Below are 17,372 nucleotides of genomic sequence, written 5' to 3' on the forward strand. Positions count from 1 at the left end.
GCCTTTTTTCCTTTTTTATCATGTCCACTTCTTCTCTTTTGAAATAGGAGCAGATTGTATTTATTTAAATGATAATGATTTTCATTATTGTTGGCAAGGAGAGAAGTGTATATGAACAGTTGTATCATGCGGAATAAATTCAGCACTTTCGGGAAGATACGAGACTTGATGGATCGTGCTTTGCATGATGAAACATTCCTTAATCGGCATGGTATCTTTCAGCGCAGCAACACTCGCGTTGAAAACGGCAGTGATAGCTCCCTTCTCTGAAAAAAATTTTTTAAATAATGTTGTGTTTTACCTCTGATTTTTTCCTAGATAAGTGAAGCGACAATGCTGGCCAGATATTTGTTGCTTAAATCAATAATAAAAAAGGAGAAATGAAAAATGGCATATCCTTATGGAGAACCGTTGGAGGACTTGGGAGATAAAAAGGACAAATGGGATTTTACAGAATTTAAAGGAAGAGATAGCGTTGATTTGCTTGCAAGGATGATTTACAGTGAGGCCGAAGGGGAAGAGTATGAAGGCAAACTGGGAGTCGCACACGTTGCCAAAAATAGGAAAGCGTATAATAATGGCAAGACCTATGGAAAAACATATGAAGAGGTATTATTGAAAAGAGGTCAATTTGAGGGTATGACAACGTCAAGAGCACGAAAGCCAAAGTTAGATTCGCAAGCATGGAAGGATTCACTTCATATCGGAGAGCGTAAAAAGTTTTGTGTAAATGGTTAAACTTCCCATTAAGGAGATGATCATTTATGCAAGACAAAAGAGACATGACGATCAAGGAGTTAGCGAAGGATTGCCGTACCATCGAAGACGTGCACACCATGCTGAAAGATTTGTTCCGTGACACCATCCAGCAGTTGTTTGAAGCTGAAATGGATGCCCATTTGGGCTATACCAAACATAGTACCGATGGGGATCATTCAGGAAATAGTCGGAATGGGTATAGTAAAAAGACGCTAAAGACAAAGTTCGGGAACACAGAAATTCGTGTGCCTCGTGACCGTAACGGCGAATTTGAACCTCACATTGTGAAGAAGCATGAAACTACCACAAATGGCTTGGAGGAGCAAATTATCGCACTCTATGCTAAAGGAATGTCTACACGAGACATTGAGGAACACATGAAGGATCTGTACGGAATCGATGTATCTCCTGCGATGGTTAGCAAGGTGACCGACAAGATTATGCCAATGGTGGCAGAATGGCAATGCAGACCGCTGGATCGGGTTTACCCCATCGTGTTTCTGGATGCCATCCATTTTAAAGTCCGTCAAGAAAATCGAATCGTCAACAAAGCAGCTTACAGCGTTCTCGGCATTTCGATGTCTGGTCATAAGGACATTTTGGGCATCTGGATCGGCGAGCACGAAAGTGCGAGCTTCTGGCTCAATGTGTGCACAGATCTGAAAAGTCGTGGTGTAGAAGATATCTTGATTGCCTGCAAGGATGGACTGGCGGGCTTCTCCGAAGCAATCAACGCAGCGTTCCCAAGAACCCAGATTCAATTGTGCGTCATTCACCAGATTCGCAACTCGATGAAATATGTACCGTTCAAGGAAGAAAAGGCCGTTTTGGCAGATTTAAAAAAAGTCTATCAAGCTCTTACGCTGGAAGAGGCCGAATCAGCATTTGCTATGTTCAAAGACAAGTGGGGGAAGAAGTATCCCATCATTATTCGCTCCTGGGAAAGCAACTGGCTTGAATTGACCGCCTATTTCAGCTATCCCCCAGAAATCCGTAAGATGATTTATACAACGAATATTATTGAGGGGTATCATCGGCAACTTCGTAAGGTCACCAAAACAAAAACGGCGTATCCAACCGACGATGCCTTACGGAAAATCATCTATCTGGCAACCATGGAGGCTTCAAAGAAATGGACCATGCCCCTTCGAAGCTGGAAAGAATGTATATCGCAACTGGCCATCCATTTCGGAGACCGCTTGCAAGGGGAACTATCTGCATAAAGGGGCTGTTGGGGCGGCTTGACATGGAGCCTCTGCGGGCATGATTCTTTGCGATTGGGCGATGCCTGTAAATCACTGCATCGCATGGCTAACGAGCCTATCATGCCCGCCCCTCCATGTAAAGCCGTTGAAGTAGCCATTCACCTGTTAAAAACCCATTTACACAAAAAAATTTACATTCCCTCATATCGCTTCGAATATGGGCACTGTGGCAAATCCGATTGGTAATCGCCGATATTTCTTGCCTAATAAACCTAAATCCCCCGATGCAATAGATATCCTTAAGTTGGGGAACCATTGGTTTTTAATTATAAATAAAGATAATTAGTAGGAGGGAGTGCCTCTATACTACTCTTGGTAGTTTGGGGCACTCCTTATTAGTTTAACCAGTTCCCCATGTTAATCCTGGGAGAATGAAATATTTTTCATTTTATACGTGCCATCTTTAAAATGATATTCAATCTTTAGATACCCTATATGCTGCAAATAAGCACCTTCCACACCAACGATGGCCATTATTTTGTTTTCAAAGATCTGATAGTTAATGATGTTTTCAAAGCTGATTTCAGAAATTCTCTCTGGAAAAGAGGAATTCTTTAAATTTAGGGATGAAACTTTTCCATCTATTTTTATTTCTACTTCAGAATCAGATATTATCTTGGTTGCAACATGTTTTTTCACTATATCCAATGGATTTTCTATAGAATATTCGGTAAAGTTTTCAGGATTCACAATATGAATGTTTTGGACCGAAAAGCCTGTTCCATGACCTTCACTTAAAACAATAACCAATTCTTTTTTCTGATCGTTATTTAAATCCACATAATACAATTGAGGCAAATCTGTAATCTTTTCAATTGTTTTCCATTCGTAAACTTTCTTCACTCCCTTGCTGCTGACAACTAAATCTTTATAGAAGTTGTTTTCTTTATTTAAAGCATATAAGTAAACATCCTCTTCTGGAATAGAGGCAATCATTTTAATATCAGCGTTAATAGTAACTGTCTGTTTGGTGGCATCCCAGCTTACTTTAGATCCTAAAGATTCCATTAACCTAACTGGTATATACACACGCCCATTTAGGAATTGAGGCTCCCAATCGGTTTCTTCTTCGCCATTTAGATAAATAGAAATTTTTTGTTGTAACGCACTGCTATCATTCATCGAGAAATGAAAGAAACCGATTAAGAAAAGTGATAAAGCAATAACGAGCTTTGATTTATCAGGTAACATTATGCTGCCTCCTTAACTCAATCTCGATCCTGGCGACATCTAACAGAAAATCTGTGGCCCAACCTCGTCCTCCATTCACAGCGAACCACTCATTTTGCGAAATGTCCAACGAATCAAATTCCTTTTTTCTCAAATATTGTAAGGGGGAAAGTGGAAAAAGTCATTACTTCATTAGATGCATTTTTGGGGCGGCTCTTTGCTTGGTTTCCTCGAAATTAATCCGCCGCTTTTGACGCGGTTTTCCTTTTTCTCCGGAGGCGGACAGTCTCGGCTCCCCCTGCTGGAGGCCCAAGTGCCTGCAGCGTTTTCGTAGCCGACATGCGGGTTCAGCGCGGTTACGAGCATCAGGGATAAGGGAAGAAGTGTATACGAACAGTTGGTTGATGAAAGTTTCCAAAATAAAAATCCAGCAACACCTTAGCACGGTGATAACTGGATTTTTGGTCTGGCTCCATTGTGAAAATGTGCAACTACTTTGAGTTTTAATAGGCATTACAAGACTTTTTTAAAACACCAACCACCAGAAATGGTAGCTCACTTGCAATTTGTTCAGAAGTAAGCTGAGAGCCTTTTGGGAGAACATTGCAAGTGTTTGTTTTGTTTACTTTTCTTTAGGGCTAGGGAAAAAGGCAGAATTAACAGAAGGCAAAGAATTTGCTAGATTAATAATGTTTTGCTTACTAGTATTTCCGGATACAACTATTAGTTTTCCAGAATCCAAATAATACAAAAAATTGTTATTTAAAACATATGCTTCATTCTTATTGGTTAAAGTAATTTTTTCAGGATTATTTGTTTCAACAAAAGGAAAGCGATTATATACGGCAATGGTAACTATCTCTTTTTCATTAGCAAATACCCAAATTTTTTTGTTTTTTTTCGGTATTTCGAGATTTAATGCATTAAATTTATCCATTGGCAAATTTAAGCCCTCTTTATTACTAAACCCCGTACCACCTTGTAATCTTAAAAAACCATCAATCACCCATTTTTCGGTATTATTATTGTACTCATACAGAAAAACGGTATAATTCGTTTCTCCTTCAGGGGAACGTATAGCCACAATACTGGTATCACCAAGAGTCGATTCAAAAATGACATCATTTTTTTGAGGAAATATACTTTTCCCATCTTTAAAAGTAACTTTATATTGATATGTTACTGCTTCAGAAGGGAAAGAGACATTTTTTGGTGACTCATGTACTGTAACTGACTCCACTTCTTTATCTTTCGTTACTTTAGATTGTCCATCAGGAACTTTTGTATCTTCAATAATTATCTCCTTATTTTTCTTCGTTGATGTATCCGCTTGACAACCTAGCAAGACACCAAAAAGAATTGGGAGTAAAAAAGGAAACAGTAATTTAATATGCATTGGATAAACTTACCCCTATCACTTCCTAAAAGGTTCGCTTCTAGCCATCTTGGCTTTATATTTGGGTCCCATTACTTTTATTTTGGCACTATCTTTAATATTACATGTGGACGTTACATAATAGTAGTCGCCTTCCCAAGTCTCTGTATATGCACCGTAATCAATCCATCCCCAATAGCCAGGCCTTACTGTAATGGTTGTTGACTCCTGCGTTTTCCATGTAACGGATCCTCCGATTTCAAACCCTACTTCCCCTTCAATTACACCCCAATTGACTTTACTTTTTCCACTTAATTTACCGTTCACTTGCGTATCTGTAGAAAGTAGAGATACTTCAGTCAAAGGATCTGGTGTGTCATTTATTACCCTTGAACCGGAATTTCCAAGTTTGAAACCGCTAGCTGTTCTTTTTGCGTCAAATACCCAGCCCTCTTCTCCACTACATCCTGCTCTAGGAGCTACCTTTTGACTTTTTTGTGAATTTAACTTTTCCGGAGGATTAGTTGGTAATTCAGTAACTGTATCGTTACTAATAAAGTTTATAATCTGACTTTTTGGAACCTCATATTCAATACCATTGATATAATAGTAAGCGCCTTGAATATTACTTGGTATGGTATCTGAATTGGCATTGGCATTTATTCCACCAAAAGCTACAAGAGAAGTTCCAATAGCTGTTGCTGAAACTAAAGAAAGAAGTTTAGTTTTTTTCATTCTTTCAATCCTCTCATTATAAACATATTTTGTATTTACTTCTAAATTTTATCAAAATCAAAAAGAAAAATTTGTCGCATTATGCATTTTTATAAAATTTTAATATTCTGTAAACTTTACTTTTGGCGTGACCAATTTGCGCACCAAAATCATTACTTCTGGTCAAGGCAAAGGCCTCTTTTTTAAGTTATCGTATTCTTTTTAGACCGAAAAGTCATAAATGGGAATAGCCTCAAAAATCCCATGAAGTTACCCTTTTAGCCAAACAAAATCCCCTTCAAGTATCAGTGTATCATCCAAGCTCGTTAACTTGGTTTTTCCACCGTCTACCTAAAGGGGATCATCCATTATCTACTCTCTACCTCAACAGAAACCACGTGATCGACAGCCTTCAGCAAGCTGTAAATGTCGGTCGTATACGTGTTTTCCGATGCGGTTATCATCATTTCCAGCTTTTGCTGGCCGTTGTCCAGGTCTTTGACCTTGACCCGTTTCACCTGCAAGTCGATGTGCTTGATCTGTTTAAAAATGCTGTCCAGATCACCGCTTGCTTCGACCACCATCTTGATCGACAAATCCCGCTGCCGCAATGATTCGGGGCCGATCCATTTGAGAATGAGCGGAAACAGGTTGATCGCCAAAATAATCAGGATGGTCGCTGTCACCGCCTCAAAGTAATACCCCGCGCCTACGGCAATGCCCAGTCCAGAGGCAGCCCAGACCATGGAAGCGGTGGTCAGGCCGGAGATCACGTCGTTGCTTCTGCGCAAAATGACGCCCGCTCCGAGAAAACCGACGCCGCTCACAATTTGCGCAGCCAGGCGCAACGGGTCCATGTTGGTGTGGCCAGGCAAGGAGAACCGATGCACCGATTCAATCGACACAATCGTAATCAGGCAGCTCGCCACTGAGATGACCATGCTTGTTTTCACGCCAAGCGGCTTGTGTTTGAGCTGTCGGTCCATCCCGATCAGCAAGCCCAGAAACATGGCGATCCCCAACTTCAGCAAAAAACCATACGTCATGCGCTCTCCTCCCCCTTTCCTTCAATGTCAGCTTTTCTTCCATCACTCTATTAGAAAGTATATACGCTCTCCTTGAAAAATAGGAGAGAAATTTTCCATGGACTTCCTATAGTGTAGTGTAAGCTTGCCCTCCTGTCTTCATGCAACAAACGGGAAACCTCTCGTCCAGAGATTTCCCGCCAATGTTTGGTTATTGGGTGCTGCGTATCATGCGGTTTTGCAGGGACAAGAGGCGGCCAAACAGGAAGATCGCGCCTGCCGCCAAGCCTGAAATCAGTCCGATCCAGTAGCCAAAGGCGGCCAGTGAAGTGTACTGCGCCAGAATGAACCCGAGCGGCAGCCCGATGACCCAGTACGAGACCAGCGCGACGATAAACGTGACCGTCACGTCCTTGTAGCCGCGCAAAATTCCCTGGATCGGAGCTGCTACCGCATCGGAGATCAGGAACAGAATCGAGTACATCAGGAAGTGCTGCGTAAGCTCCAAAACCTCGATTTCCGACGTATAAAACCCGGCAACCTGCCTGTTGAACACCAGCAAGCCGACTCCAAACAGCAAGGCAAGTCCAGTGGCGATCCCGATGCCCAAATAGCTGTACTGCTTCGCGTCGCGAAACCGCTTCGCTCCTACTTCGAATCCGACCACGATGGTCAGAGCCATCGAGATGCTGAGCGGAACCATGTAAATGAACGAAGCGAAGTTCATGGCCGCCTGGTGCGCCGCAATCGTAATCGTGCTGTATTCGCTCATGAGCAGGGTAACAGCAGCGAAAATGCTCACTTCAAAAAAGATCGAAAAGCCGATTGGCAAGCCGAGCTTGAGCAGTTCTTTCCAGGCGCTCATGGAAACGCGGTAAAACTTGCTGAACAGCCCGAATTCGGTGAAGGGCTGCACGCGCCGCACGACAAACAGGCTAATCAGCAAAATGCACCAGTAGGTCAGGGCAGAGGCGTAGCCCGCTCCAATCCCGCCCAGGCGCGGCAAGCCGAAGTTGCCGAAAATCAGGGCGTAGTTCAGCACGACGTTGATCGGCAGCGAGAGCAGGGTAATCATCATGGTGATTCTCGTCTCGCCCAGCGCGTCGATAAAGCAGCGAATGACCGTGTTGAGGAACAGAGGCACAATTCCGATGGCAATCGCATGCAGGAAGCCGCGGGCGATGTGTCTGACATCGTTTTCGAGCTGCATGCTGTTCAATACCGGGTCAAGCACCAAGCCGCCGACGATCATCACCCCGATGGCAATCGCCACGCCCAGGTACAGCGCCTGCATGACCGTGTACGGCACCTGGTCCTTGCGCTGTGCCCCGATCATTTGCGCAACCATCGGCATCACCGCCATGAGAATGCCCGTCAAGCCGGATTGCACAGGCGTCCACAGGCTGGCCCCGATTGCCACCCCGGCCAGGTCAGTCGGGCTGGCGTGCCCGGACATGATCGTATCGGCAAAGGTCATGGAGAACAGCGCCAACTGCGATATTAAGATCGGCAGCAGCACCATCAGAAACTGCCGCCACTTTTCTTTTAACGAATAGGTCTCATGCATGATTGTTCTTCCTCATTTACATTAGAAATATTTAGGTGAAAAATAATGTAAAAACGTTTTGAAAAGCAATGCAAAAAGCTTCTCTATGCACTTTAGCACAAAAAGACCGTATACACATAAGAAAATCGAAGCAGCGTGACAGAAAACATACTGTTACTAATTTTTAATATACATTGACAATTGTGCGTAAAGAGGCGTATAGTGTAAAACTATAAATGCCGACTAAATAAATTGGAATTATAAGATTAATTCCTACCCGACAACCAAAGGAGCGTAGAAGGACATGGCACAGGCCCCCAAACATTTGAAAATCGGCGTTTTTCTCGCCGGCACCGGTCATCATGTCGCCTCCTGGCGTCACCCTCATGCGCAAACCGATGGCAGCATGAACCTCGCCTACTTTCAAAAATTGGCGAAAACAGCCGAACGCGGGAAGCTGGATATGCTGTTTCTCGCAGACAGCCTGTCGATCAGCCCGGACTCCCATCCGAACGTGCTGGCACGCTTTGAGCCTTTCACGCTGCTGTCCGCCCTGTCGGCCGTTACTTCGAAAATCGGCCTGGCCGCCACAGCGTCCACGACGTACAGCGAGCCTTTTCACATCGCCCGCCAGTTCGCATCGCTCGATCATATCAGCAACGGTCGTGCAGCGTGGAATGTCGTCACCTCCTCCATCGAATCTACGGCCTTGAACTTTAGCGGAGAAAAGCATCCCGAGCACAGCCTCCGCTATCGGCGTGCAGAGGAATTCGTCGAGGTCGTGAAAGGACTGTGGGATTCCTGGGAAGACGACGCCCTCATTCGCGAGCAGGAAACAGGCGTTTTTTTCGATCCGGCCAAGCTGCATGAGCTGCAGCATCACGGCGAGTTCTTTTCCGTTCGCGGGCCGTTAAACGTAGCCCGACCGCCGCAGGGACATCCCGTTATCATTCAGGCAGGCTCCTCCGAGCCAGGTCAGCATCTGGCCGCAAAAACCGCCGAGGTCATTTTCACGGCGCAAAACAACCTGCCGGACGCCCAAGCTTTTTACCAAAGCGTGAAGGCAAAAGTCGTTTCCTATGGCCGCTCTCCTGACGAGGTGCACATCATGCCGGGCATCTTCCCGGTTCTCGGCGACACGGAGGAAGCCGCACAGGCCAAATTCCGGGAGCTGCAAGAGCTGATTTTGCCCTCCGTCGGGTTGAAAATTCTCTCCAGCTATCTCGGGGGGTTCGATCTGACACCGTATCCGCTCGACGGTCCGCTGCCCGACGTCGACATTCCCGAGACGAACAGTGTAAAAAGCCGCTTGGAGCTGGTGCTGAACCTGGCGCGTCGGGAAAAGCTGACCATTCGCCAGCTTTATCAGTACATCGCCGGTTCACGCGGCCACCACATCTTTGTCGGAACGCCACAGCAGCTGGCGGACAAGATGGAGGAATGGCTGCTGCAAGGCGGTTGCGACGGCTTCAATCTGATGCCGCCCCTTTTGCCAGAGGGCCTGGACGTGTTCGTCGATGAGGTCGTACCGATTCTCCAGCAGCGCGGACTGTTCCGAACCGAATACGAAGGTAATACGCTGCGCGAGCATCTTGGCTTGAAGCGCCCCGTCAATCGTTATACGAAGCGGCAAGCCACCGGGACACACGCATCCAGCTAAAACGCCGCAAACGGCCAGCCGATGCCGACAAACACATCGCCTGGACTCGTTTGCCGCGAGAAGTGCGAGGGAGACAACATGACAACCATTTACCGTCTGGCAACCGCTGACGATGCAGAACAACTGCTTGACCTGACGCTGCGAGCCTATGCGCCGATCCGCGAGCTGGGCATTCATTTTGCCGCAGCCACAGCCGATCTGGCACTTGTCCAGAAAAATATTCACAACAACGCCTGCTACGTTCTGGAGGAAGCCGGACGGATTCGGGCGACCGTTTCCCTGCGCATGCCTTGGGGGCCACAACCCGGACCGTTCGGCCTGCCGCATATCTGGTGGTTTGCCGTCGATCCAGACATCGGCAAAAAAGGCGTCGGCTCCGCCCTGCTGACATGGGTAGAGGAAAGCATCGTCCGGGATACGCTGAAGGCCCCTGCCGTATCGCTCGGCACGGCCGACAAGCATCCGTGGCTGTCTGCCATGTATGAACGAAGAGGCTATGTCCGTGCCGGAGAAGTTGATCTCGGGCGCGGCCACACAACGATTTTTTTCCGCAAAGAGCTGCACACGCCACTGCCCTAGCTCACGCGGCACAGCACCCCCTAAAAAACAACGGATAGGAGAGATTCACATGAAAAAACATAAAGGCATTCTCGCGATTACACTCGGCCTCTCCCTGCTGCTTGCCGCCTGCGGCAATGGCGGCGACCAGGCTGCATCAGGCGCTCAGGAGGAAAAGGTTTTACGCGTAGGCGCGACAGGACAGAGCTACCCGTTCGCTTACAAGGAAGGGGAAAAGCTGCAGGGCTTTGACGTCGAAGTCGCAGAGACAATCGCCGCGAAGCTCGGCTATAAAATCGAATGGCACCTGGCCGAGTTCAGCGGCGTGATGGGCCATCTCGAAACAGGCCGAATCGACACGGTTGCCAACCAGGTAGCCGTGACCGATGAACGCAAGCAGAAGTTCAACTTTTCCCAGACCTACGCCTACGCCGGGACACAAATCATCGTGAAAAACGACAACAACGACATCCATTCCGTCGCCGATCTGAAAGGAAAAACCGTCGGAGCGGTACTCGGCTCGAATCATACGAAAAACCTGCAAAAACAAGACCCGAACAACGAAATCAACATCCGCACCTACGAGACGCAAGAAGGCACGCTCAACGACGTCGCCTACGGCCGGATCGACGCCTACATCAATGGACGCAGCGTACTTTTGGCGCAGATCGAAAAAACCGGGCTGCCGCTGAAGCTGGCCGGAGATCCGTTCACGTATGAAGAAGTGGCCTTCCCGTTCCCGAAAGACGAGAAACACGATCAACTGCGCACAGAGTTTGACAAGGTGCTGACCGAACTGCGCGATAACGGCACTCTGAAACAGCTGTCGGAAAAATACTTCAAGGCTGATGTTACGGCGCCAATCCAGAAATAGGCGGTGGGTGCACGATGAATTTTGACGGGAAATACATGCTAGAGGTTTTCCCTACCTTGCTCAAATATTTGCCGCTCACTTTGGTGATGGCCGTCGTCGCAATGATTTTCGCCATCGCCATTGGGCTTTTGCTCGCTCTCGTCACGAAAAACCGGGTACCCGTGCTCTATCAGCTTGCCAACGTGTACATTTCCTTTTTTCGCGCCACGCCTACGCTCGTTCAGCTGTTTCTGATCTACTACGGCTTGCCGCAGCTTTTCCCGTCGTTTAGCGCGATGAATGCCTTGACGGCAGCGATTATTGGCCTGAGCATCAAAAATTCGGCCTATTTGGCGGAGATTTTCCGCGCAGCCCTGGACTCTGTCGACAACGGACAGCTGGAGGCGTGTCTGGCTGTCGGCATGACCAAGGCCCAGGCGTACCGCCGCATCATTCTTCCGCAAGCGGCGCGCAACGCGATCCCCGCCTCGGGCAATACGTTTATCGGGCTGGTGAAGGAAACGTCCCTGGCTTTTACGCTCGGGGTTGCCGAGCTGTTTGCCCAAGGAAAAATGATGGCGTCCGCGTCATTGAAGTTTTTTGAAATCTACCTTGCCGTCGCGATTGTGTACTGGGCGTTGACGATTGTCTACAGTCTCCTGCAGGAATGGCTGGAAAAACGACTGAGCAAGCCATATAAAAACTAGCGAGGGATTGCCATGATAAAAGTAACGAATCTGCGCAAGCAGTTTAACGATCTGGTCGTGCTCGACGGCATCGACATCGAAGTGGCGCAGGGCGAGGTCGTGGCCATCATCGGACCTTCCGGCTCAGGAAAATCGACGCTTTTGCGCTGCCTCAACCTGCTGGAAAGCCCGGACGCCGGACGAATCGAAATCGGGCAGGCCACACTGGACGCACCGAAATACTCGCGCAAGCAAGCGCACCACCTGCGCCAGCAGACCGCGATGGTTTTTCAAAACTACAACCTGTTCAAAAACCGGACAGCGCTGCAAAACGTCACGGAATCGCTCATCATTACGAAAAAGATGAAGCAAAGCGAAGCGGACAAAATCGGCAGGGCGCTTCTGGAGCAGGTCGGTCTGGCGCACAAAGCCGACAGCTACCCGATCACCTTGTCAGGGGGCCAGCAGCAGCGCGTTGCCATCGCCCGTGCGCTCGCTGTCGACCCGCATGCGATTTTGCTCGATGAGCCGACCTCCGCGCTCGACCCCGAGCTGGTGGCGGAAGTCTTGCAGGTCATCAAGGCGATTGCGGAAAAGCGCACGACCATGCTGATCGTCACGCATGAGATGGCATTTGCCCGCCAGGTAGCCGACCGCATCATTTTCATGGCGGATGGCAAAATCGTCGAGCAAGGAACCCCCGATGAATTGTTTGACCGCCCGCAAAACCCGCGCACGCAGCGGTTTTTGCAGCAAATAAGCGCCCCGGCCTCCTTCATTTCGTAGGCCAGGAAAGGAAGTGGCCCTCCCGTGACACATGTATATGCGAGCACAGGACGAGACAGACAGCTGACAAAAGAGCTGGCTGATCTCGTCGTTTCTTCTCACCCGGAAAAAGACGCGGCCGCCATGGATGCAGCGCGGCTGGGAATCCTGGACTTCCTGGCTGCCAGCTTGGCCGCGCGCGAGGATGCGGGCCTGGTGAAGCTGTGGAGCATTGCCGAAGCAGAAGGCGGCCGCGCCCAAGTGCCTGTAATCGGGCAACAGCGCAAGGCGAGCTTTCTTGCGGCAGCCCTGCTGAACGGCTACATCGGGCACGCGCTCGATTTTGACGACGTGCATTCCGATGTGCGCGGCCATCCCAGCACAGTCATTTTGCCTGCGCTGCTCTCCGTTGCCGCCGTCTCTTCCGTCAGCGGCCAGCGGTTTCTCGCCGCTTACGTCATCGGCGTCGAGGTCATGGCCCGGCTCGGGCGCGCGATTGGGGACGCCCATTACCTCAAAGGCTGGCACAATACGTCTACGCTCGGAGTGATCGCAGCAGCCGTTGCGGCAGGCTACGCCAAAGGCTTTTCTGCCGAACAGTTGCAAAAAGCAATCGGCTTTGCCGCCACCCAGGCGAGCGGATTGCGCGCGCAATTCGGCACGGAAACAAAGCCGCTGCACGCCGGACTCGCCGCCCAGTCTGCCTTGCTTGCCGTCAGACTGGCGGAAGCAGATTTCGGCGGCAGCTCGCAGGCGCTGGATGGAAAACACGGCTTTTTTGCCGTCTACGGAGATCCAGAGCTGGCAAACTCCGTGCTGCTGCAAGACTGGGGCGCCTCCTGGCGAATCGTCTCGCCTGGGCTCTGGTTCAAAATTTATCCGTTTTGCTCCGCTGCCCATCACGCTGCGGACGCGGCGGTTCGCCTGGCGGCACGCCACACTTTCACGCCGGATGAGCTTGCGGCGGTTCGCATCATTTTTCCGCCCAAAGGAGACGCGGCACTCGTCGAGAAAGAGCCGCGCACGGGCGAGCAAGGGCGTTTCAGCGCCGAGTACGTGGTCAGCCTCGCTTTGCACAGACGCTCACTGTCTTTGGAAAGCTTCACGGCAGCGACGATTGACGCGGACATTCTCGCCTTTTTGCCGCGCGTACAGCGGGCCTACGACAGCGAGATTACGCCTGTGCCGGAAGCGGTGCCCAAGGGGCGTTTTACCATCGTGGAGATCACGACAAAAGCCGGACAAGTGTATCGCGAGCGTGTAGATCGTCCGCGCGGTGCTCCGGGCAATGCGCTCACAGCAAAAGAGGTGCAGCAAAAGCTCGCTGACGTGCTGACAGCCGCTCCCACGCTTGCCGAGCGGTTGACGAGCACGGTGGACTCTCTTGCGTCAGAGGCAGATATGACGCCGTTCCTCACGCTGCTCGGCTGAACAGCATCAGGCTTTCAATGCCCCGAGAAAAAGCGTGAAGAACGCTTCTGTATCTACATCCAGACAGACGTTCATGTTCGGTTCTTTTTTCAGGCGGTTCTGAAAGTCGCAAACCGTCTGCCCGTCACATAGCTCGCTTCTCGTTTCCATATCAACGTACAGCCTTTGCGTCTTTACCAGCGAGCGGTCCAGCGCGACCGCAACAGCCAGCGGATCGTGCATGGCGCAGGCGCGTACGCCGTTGCGTTCCAAGGAGCGGTCCATGTAATCGGACGTGCTTTGCTTCACGTAGCGGCCGATGGGCGTATCGCCCCCTGTTTTTTCCTCTTTCTACAACTTTAAACACTCATGACGCCTTAGTAAAGGACTGCGCAATCCTGCCGGACGTCAAGGGCCTGCGTCTTGTTTTCTTCTTCCATCCAGCAATGTTCACCGAATGTTTGGTGGAAAAGCTTCAAATATTCATGTAGACTTATATGTAACTTAATGAATAGAAAGGAGCTACTCCCATCACATGAAAAAATTCATCATGCTTTTGGTCGCCGTCATGCTCGTACTCGCTCCTGGCGGATTCGCAGATCATGCCGATGCAAAAGGCTATAAGTCTGGCAAAAAATCGTTCAATTCCAATACAGCTCCAACGAACACGCAAACGCCAACCAAAGCCGATTCGAATGTAAATGCCTCTACCAATAAAAGCACGACAACCAATACACCAGCAACTGCTGCTCCAACCAAAAGCAGCGGCGGCTTCATGAAAGGCCTGCTCGTCGGTGGACTGGCCGGCTTGCTGTTTGGCAGCCTGTTTGGCGACATGGGAGCTTTGGGCGCGATCTTTGGCTTCCTGATTAACATGCTGGCGATTGTGGCCGTGATCGTCCTGATCCGCAAAATCTTCGTCTACTTCAAAACGCAACGCGCGAAGAAGCAGGAACTGAACGCATGGAAAAGATAACTTTTTCCGAGCAATTGCTCATCAACGCCATCTGCCTGCATGTGGCGAGCAAGAAGCAAATTCAACCGCAGGACGTAGAGGTTGAACTGATGTGGGACGAAGACTACGGCTTTTCCGCCGAAGTATACGCCAACGGCCGCAAGCAAGTGTTTATCGAGATCAACCTGATCGAAGCGATCCGCTTCTATCTGGAAACACAGATGCAGCTCAACCCGTACTCCGCGGGGATCGAGCTGGTACTGGATGACGAGGAAGGCATCATCGCCCACGTCACGTACCGAGGCTGACTGCCAAGCCAATTTGCTCATTTGCGAGCAGATTGGCTTTTTCCATGCCTGAATGACGCGATCAGGTACCGATCAACTATTGAATTTGCCTGCATTCCGTTATATACTTTAATGAAAATGATTCTCATTGTCTGCTTTTGCTTCCATATACACCATACATACTTTCCTGCAAAGGAGTTGGCCTATTGTGCAACGCTTGTACACGCAAAATCTGGACATCGGCTACGGCGAACTTTCCATTGTCAAAAACCTGAATATCAGCATCCCTTCCGGCAAAATCACCGCGCTGGTCGGCGCAAACGGCTCGGGCAAATCGACGATTCTCAAAACATTGGCCCGGATCATGAAGCCGTCAGGCGGACAGGTATTTTTGGACGGGAAGTCTATCCATCAGCAATCGACAAAAGAAGTCGCCAAGCAGCTGGCGATACTTCCGCAGAACCCTACTGCTCCCGACGGATTGACTGTGTCTGAGCTTGTTACCTACGGCCGCTTCCCGCATCAAAAAGGCTTCGGTTCCCTGACCAAGGAAGACAAGGAAATCGTTCAGTGGGCCATTTCCATGACGGGCATGAGCGACTTCTACGACCGGCCTGTCGATCAGCTCTCCGGCGGTCAGCGCCAGCGCGCCTGGATCGCCATGGCACTTGCGCAAGGAACCGACATCCTGTTTTTGGATGAGCCGACGACCTTCCTCGATATGGCGCACCAGCTGGAAGTGCTCAAGCTGCTGCAAAAGCTGAACGAGGAAGAAAAACGCACGATCGTCATGGTCGTCCACGATCTGAACCACGCCACCCGCTACGCCCAGCATATGGTGGCGATCTCCCGCGGCACCGTCATGGCAGAAGGCACTCCTGCAGAAGTCATGACCCCTGAGATGCTGCGCAAAGTATTCAATATCGAAGCAGACATTTTGACTGACCCGCGCACAGGCGTACCGCTTTGTCTCCCTTATGAGCTGAGCCATGCGGTTGAAAACAGGCAGCCTGCATCCAGCCCGGTTCAACCAGCCGCCCAGGCGGTGCAAGAACAGGAAGAAGAACGCAAGCTGGTCGGCACTCGTTAGTTCAAACCTTCATAAGATAACACAAGCCATTCTCCTGATTGCCCCAATGGAGAATGGCTTTTTTATGCGAAGAAGCAAAGACAGCCCAAGGCTTGCTATGCCCCAGGCTGTCGCCAATCCGTCAACGATGCTGATTACCACTTGATTTTTTGCAGGATTTCGTCTGCCATGTTAGCGGTAGACACCAATCCGCCACCGGACAGGTACCAGTAGTTTGCATCCAGGTAAATGATGTTGCCGTTTTTGAATGCTTTTGTGTTTTTCATCAGTTCGTTTTCCACCGCTTCTTTTGCCGCAGCAGAAGCACCCTCGTTTCCATTGATTACGCCACGGTCTACGACAAACAGGTAGTCAGGGTCTTTTTCTACCACGTACTCAGCCGATACGCTTTGTCCGTGTGTAGATACTTCAATGTTTTTGTCTACGGCAGCAAAACCAAACACGTCATGCAGAATACCGAAGCGGGAACCAGGACCGTAAGCGCTCAACTTGCCTTCGTTCACCAGAACGATCAGCGCGTTTTTGCCGCTTGCAGTCGCTTTTTCATTCAGTTGCTTGATGGAATCGTTGATTTTTGCCAGTTCTTCCTCTACTTGCGCTTCTTTGCCGAAGATGGTGCCGAGCGTTTTCATGTTCTCGGTGAAAGACTCCATGTACTTCGCCGTATCTACCCCCATGAAGATGGTTGGGGCAATTTTGTTCAGCTCTTCATACGCCTCTTGTTGACGACCGGAGATGAAGATGACATCCGGTTTCATCGCGTTGATTTTTTCGAAGTCAGGCTCTTTCAAGCTGCCGATGTTGGTGTATTTCGCATCTTTGAATTTTTCCAGGTAAGGAGGAATGTTGGCTTGCGCTACCCCTTTCACTTCAATACCCAGTTTGTCCAGGGAATCGAGCACGCCAAAGTCAAAGACGACTACGTTTTGCGGGTTCTTTTTCAGTTTGGCCTCGCCCAGTTTATGTTTGACGGTAATTTCTTCGGATTCATTCGCAGCGCCGTTGGAAGCCTCCGGCGTTTGGGAAGGAGCAGCACTATTGGAACCGCATGCTGCTGTAAAGACTGCCAACAGTACGGCCATGAACAGCATAAGGAGTTTTTTGTTCATTTCTCTCACCTCTAAAATTTTTAATATATATCACTAGCGTTGCATTAATCTTTTCCCATCATTCAAAATACACATAATCTTTGGTATTTGGTTGTCTAGGGAACAAAAAAATCCTTTACACTGGAAAGGTCAGGTAGTTCCTGTC

General features: G+C 49.3%; 17 protein-coding genes and 1 pseudogene. 11 read left to right on the forward strand and 7 right to left on the reverse strand.

The features are described from left to right. The first annotated feature begins 387 nt into the window (after positions 1 to 387). Together AAFJ72_RS20785 and AAFJ72_RS20790 are read left to right on the forward strand one after the other, a co-directional pair. Positions 388 to 738, forward strand: coding sequence for a cell wall hydrolase (locus tag AAFJ72_RS20785; protein ID WP_432775550.1), 351 nt, complete (start codon positions 388 to 390; stop codon positions 736 to 738). Between the two features lie 26 nt (positions 739 to 764). After that, complete coding sequence (locus tag AAFJ72_RS20790) at positions 765 to 1,982, forward strand: IS256 family transposase (protein WP_003842338.1); 1,218 nt, start codon at positions 765 to 767, stop codon at positions 1,980 to 1,982. Positions 1,983 to 2,381: 399 nt separating this feature from the next. Here the strand turns inward: AAFJ72_RS20790 and AAFJ72_RS20795 are convergent, their stop codons facing one another. The 5 genes from AAFJ72_RS20795 to AAFJ72_RS20815 all read right to left on the reverse strand — a co-directional run bounded on the left by AAFJ72_RS20795 (position 2,382) and on the right by AAFJ72_RS20815 (position 7,875). Further along, on the reverse strand, positions 2,382 to 3,215 hold the full coding sequence (locus AAFJ72_RS20795; protein ID WP_432775551.1) for a stalk domain-containing protein: 834 nt from the start codon (positions 3,213 to 3,215) through the stop codon (positions 2,382 to 2,384). 601 nt (positions 3,216 to 3,816) lie between these two features. After that, entirely contained in the window at positions 3,817 to 4,590 is a 774-nt protein-coding gene (locus AAFJ72_RS20800) for a hypothetical protein (RefSeq protein WP_432775552.1), read from the reverse strand. A gap of 18 nt (positions 4,591 to 4,608) precedes the next feature. Continuing rightward, positions 4,609 to 5,304, reverse strand: coding sequence for a hypothetical protein (locus tag AAFJ72_RS20805; protein ID WP_432775554.1), 696 nt, complete (start codon positions 5,302 to 5,304; stop codon positions 4,609 to 4,611). Between the two features lie 347 nt (positions 5,305 to 5,651). Beyond that, positions 5,652 to 6,329 carry an MgtC/SapB family protein gene (locus AAFJ72_RS20810; RefSeq protein ID WP_122904728.1) on the reverse strand — a complete coding sequence of 226 codons (678 nt, stop codon included), beginning with the start codon at positions 6,327 to 6,329 and terminating at the stop codon, positions 5,652 to 5,654. Between the two features lie 190 nt (positions 6,330 to 6,519). Then, positions 6,520 to 7,875: an MATE family efflux transporter gene (locus AAFJ72_RS20815; protein ID WP_432775556.1), complete on the reverse strand. Its 1,356-nt coding sequence runs from the start codon at positions 7,873 to 7,875 to the stop codon at positions 6,520 to 6,522. A 283-nt stretch (positions 7,876 to 8,158) separates the two neighbouring features. Here AAFJ72_RS20815 and AAFJ72_RS20820 point away from each other — a divergent pair, with 283 nt between their 5' ends. The 6 genes from AAFJ72_RS20820 (at position 8,159) to AAFJ72_RS20845 (ending at position 13,807) form a co-directional block, all read left to right on the forward strand. Beyond that, entirely contained in the window at positions 8,159 to 9,514 is a 1,356-nt protein-coding gene (locus AAFJ72_RS20820) for an LLM class flavin-dependent oxidoreductase (RefSeq protein ID WP_432775558.1), read from the forward strand. Positions 9,515 to 9,592: 78 nt separating this feature from the next. Further along, entirely contained in the window at positions 9,593 to 10,093 is a 501-nt protein-coding gene (locus AAFJ72_RS20825) for a GNAT family N-acetyltransferase (protein WP_432775559.1), read from the forward strand. Positions 10,094 to 10,142: 49 nt separating this feature from the next. After that, positions 10,143 to 10,946 carry a transporter substrate-binding domain-containing protein gene (locus tag AAFJ72_RS20830; protein WP_432775560.1) on the forward strand — a complete coding sequence of 268 codons (804 nt, stop codon included), beginning with the start codon at positions 10,143 to 10,145 and terminating at the stop codon, positions 10,944 to 10,946. A 14-nt stretch (positions 10,947 to 10,960) separates the two neighbouring features. Next, positions 10,961 to 11,632 carry an amino acid ABC transporter permease gene (locus tag AAFJ72_RS20835; protein ID WP_122904733.1) on the forward strand — a complete coding sequence of 224 codons (672 nt, stop codon included), beginning with the start codon at positions 10,961 to 10,963 and terminating at the stop codon, positions 11,630 to 11,632. Positions 11,633 to 11,644: 12 nt separating this feature from the next. Next, on the forward strand, positions 11,645 to 12,397 hold the full coding sequence (locus AAFJ72_RS20840) for an amino acid ABC transporter ATP-binding protein (protein ID WP_122904734.1): 753 nt from the start codon (positions 11,645 to 11,647) through the stop codon (positions 12,395 to 12,397). Positions 12,398 to 12,421: 24 nt separating this feature from the next. Continuing rightward, complete coding sequence (locus tag AAFJ72_RS20845) at positions 12,422 to 13,807, forward strand: MmgE/PrpD family protein (RefSeq protein ID WP_432775562.1); 1,386 nt, start codon at positions 12,422 to 12,424, stop codon at positions 13,805 to 13,807. A gap of 6 nt (positions 13,808 to 13,813) precedes the next feature. On the opposite strand, the pseudogene AAFJ72_RS20850 reads toward AAFJ72_RS20845, so the two are convergent. Further along, a pseudogene (locus AAFJ72_RS20850) lies at positions 13,814 to 14,119 on the reverse strand (nucleoside hydrolase); the annotation flags it as partial. A 202-nt stretch (positions 14,120 to 14,321) separates the two neighbouring features. On the opposite strand from AAFJ72_RS20850, the gene AAFJ72_RS20855 reads away from it, so the two are divergent. The 3 genes from AAFJ72_RS20855 (at position 14,322) to AAFJ72_RS20865 (ending at position 16,118) form a co-directional block, all read left to right on the forward strand. Then, positions 14,322 to 14,762, forward strand: coding sequence for a hypothetical protein (locus AAFJ72_RS20855; RefSeq protein WP_432775564.1), 441 nt, complete (start codon positions 14,322 to 14,324; stop codon positions 14,760 to 14,762). Further along, the gene (locus AAFJ72_RS20860; protein ID WP_122904737.1) at positions 14,750 to 15,049 is read left to right on the forward strand and encodes a YxcD family protein; all 300 of its coding nucleotides are present in this window, start codon (positions 14,750 to 14,752) and stop codon (positions 15,047 to 15,049) included. Before AAFJ72_RS20855 ends, AAFJ72_RS20860 begins: the two co-directional genes overlap by 13 nt. Before the next feature lie 187 nt (positions 15,050 to 15,236). After that, positions 15,237 to 16,118 (forward strand): ABC transporter ATP-binding protein, encoded by an 882-nt coding sequence (locus tag AAFJ72_RS20865; protein ID WP_432775565.1) that lies wholly within the window; start codon positions 15,237 to 15,239, stop codon positions 16,116 to 16,118. A 134-nt stretch (positions 16,119 to 16,252) separates the two neighbouring features. On the opposite strand, the gene AAFJ72_RS20870 is transcribed toward AAFJ72_RS20865, so the two are convergent. Then, positions 16,253 to 17,227 (reverse strand): siderophore ABC transporter substrate-binding protein, encoded by a 975-nt coding sequence (locus AAFJ72_RS20870; RefSeq protein ID WP_432775567.1) that lies wholly within the window; start codon positions 17,225 to 17,227, stop codon positions 16,253 to 16,255. Between the last annotated feature and the right edge of the window lie 145 nt (positions 17,228 to 17,372).

It is taken from the genome of Brevibacillus gelatini, from assembly GCF_050920745.1.
Classification (GTDB): Bacteria; Bacillota; Bacilli; order Brevibacillales; family Brevibacillaceae; genus Brevibacillus; species Brevibacillus gelatini.

Coding starts and splice junctions, on each gene's coding strand:
- AAFJ72_RS20785 (WP_432775550.1), top strand. CDS start 388: ATGGCATATCCTTATGGAGAACCGTTGGAGGACTTGGGAGATAAAAAG.
- AAFJ72_RS20790 (WP_003842338.1), top strand. CDS start 765: ATGCAAGACAAAAGAGACATGACGATCAAGGAGTTAGCGAAGGATTGC.
- AAFJ72_RS20795 (WP_432775551.1), bottom strand. CDS start 3,215: ATGTTACCTGATAAATCAAAGCTCGTTATTGCTTTATCACTTTTCTTA.
- AAFJ72_RS20800 (WP_432775552.1), bottom strand. CDS start 4,590: ATGCATATTAAATTACTGTTTCCTTTTTTACTCCCAATTCTTTTTGGT.
- AAFJ72_RS20805 (WP_432775554.1), bottom strand. CDS start 5,304: ATGAAAAAAACTAAACTTCTTTCTTTAGTTTCAGCAACAGCTATTGGA.
- AAFJ72_RS20810 (WP_122904728.1), bottom strand. CDS start 6,329: ATGACGTATGGTTTTTTGCTGAAGTTGGGGATCGCCATGTTTCTGGGC.
- AAFJ72_RS20815 (WP_432775556.1), bottom strand. CDS start 7,875: ATGCATGAGACCTATTCGTTAAAAGAAAAGTGGCGGCAGTTTCTGATG.
- AAFJ72_RS20820 (WP_432775558.1), top strand. CDS start 8,159: ATGGCACAGGCCCCCAAACATTTGAAAATCGGCGTTTTTCTCGCCGGC.
- AAFJ72_RS20825 (WP_432775559.1), top strand. CDS start 9,593: ATGACAACCATTTACCGTCTGGCAACCGCTGACGATGCAGAACAACTG.
- AAFJ72_RS20830 (WP_432775560.1), top strand. CDS start 10,143: ATGAAAAAACATAAAGGCATTCTCGCGATTACACTCGGCCTCTCCCTG.
- AAFJ72_RS20835 (WP_122904733.1), top strand. CDS start 10,961: ATGAATTTTGACGGGAAATACATGCTAGAGGTTTTCCCTACCTTGCTC.
- AAFJ72_RS20840 (WP_122904734.1), top strand. CDS start 11,645: ATGATAAAAGTAACGAATCTGCGCAAGCAGTTTAACGATCTGGTCGTG.
- AAFJ72_RS20855 (WP_432775564.1), top strand. CDS start 14,322: ATGAAAAAATTCATCATGCTTTTGGTCGCCGTCATGCTCGTACTCGCT.
- AAFJ72_RS20860 (WP_122904737.1), top strand. CDS start 14,750: ATGGAAAAGATAACTTTTTCCGAGCAATTGCTCATCAACGCCATCTGC.
- AAFJ72_RS20870 (WP_432775567.1), bottom strand. CDS start 17,227: ATGAACAAAAAACTCCTTATGCTGTTCATGGCCGTACTGTTGGCAGTC.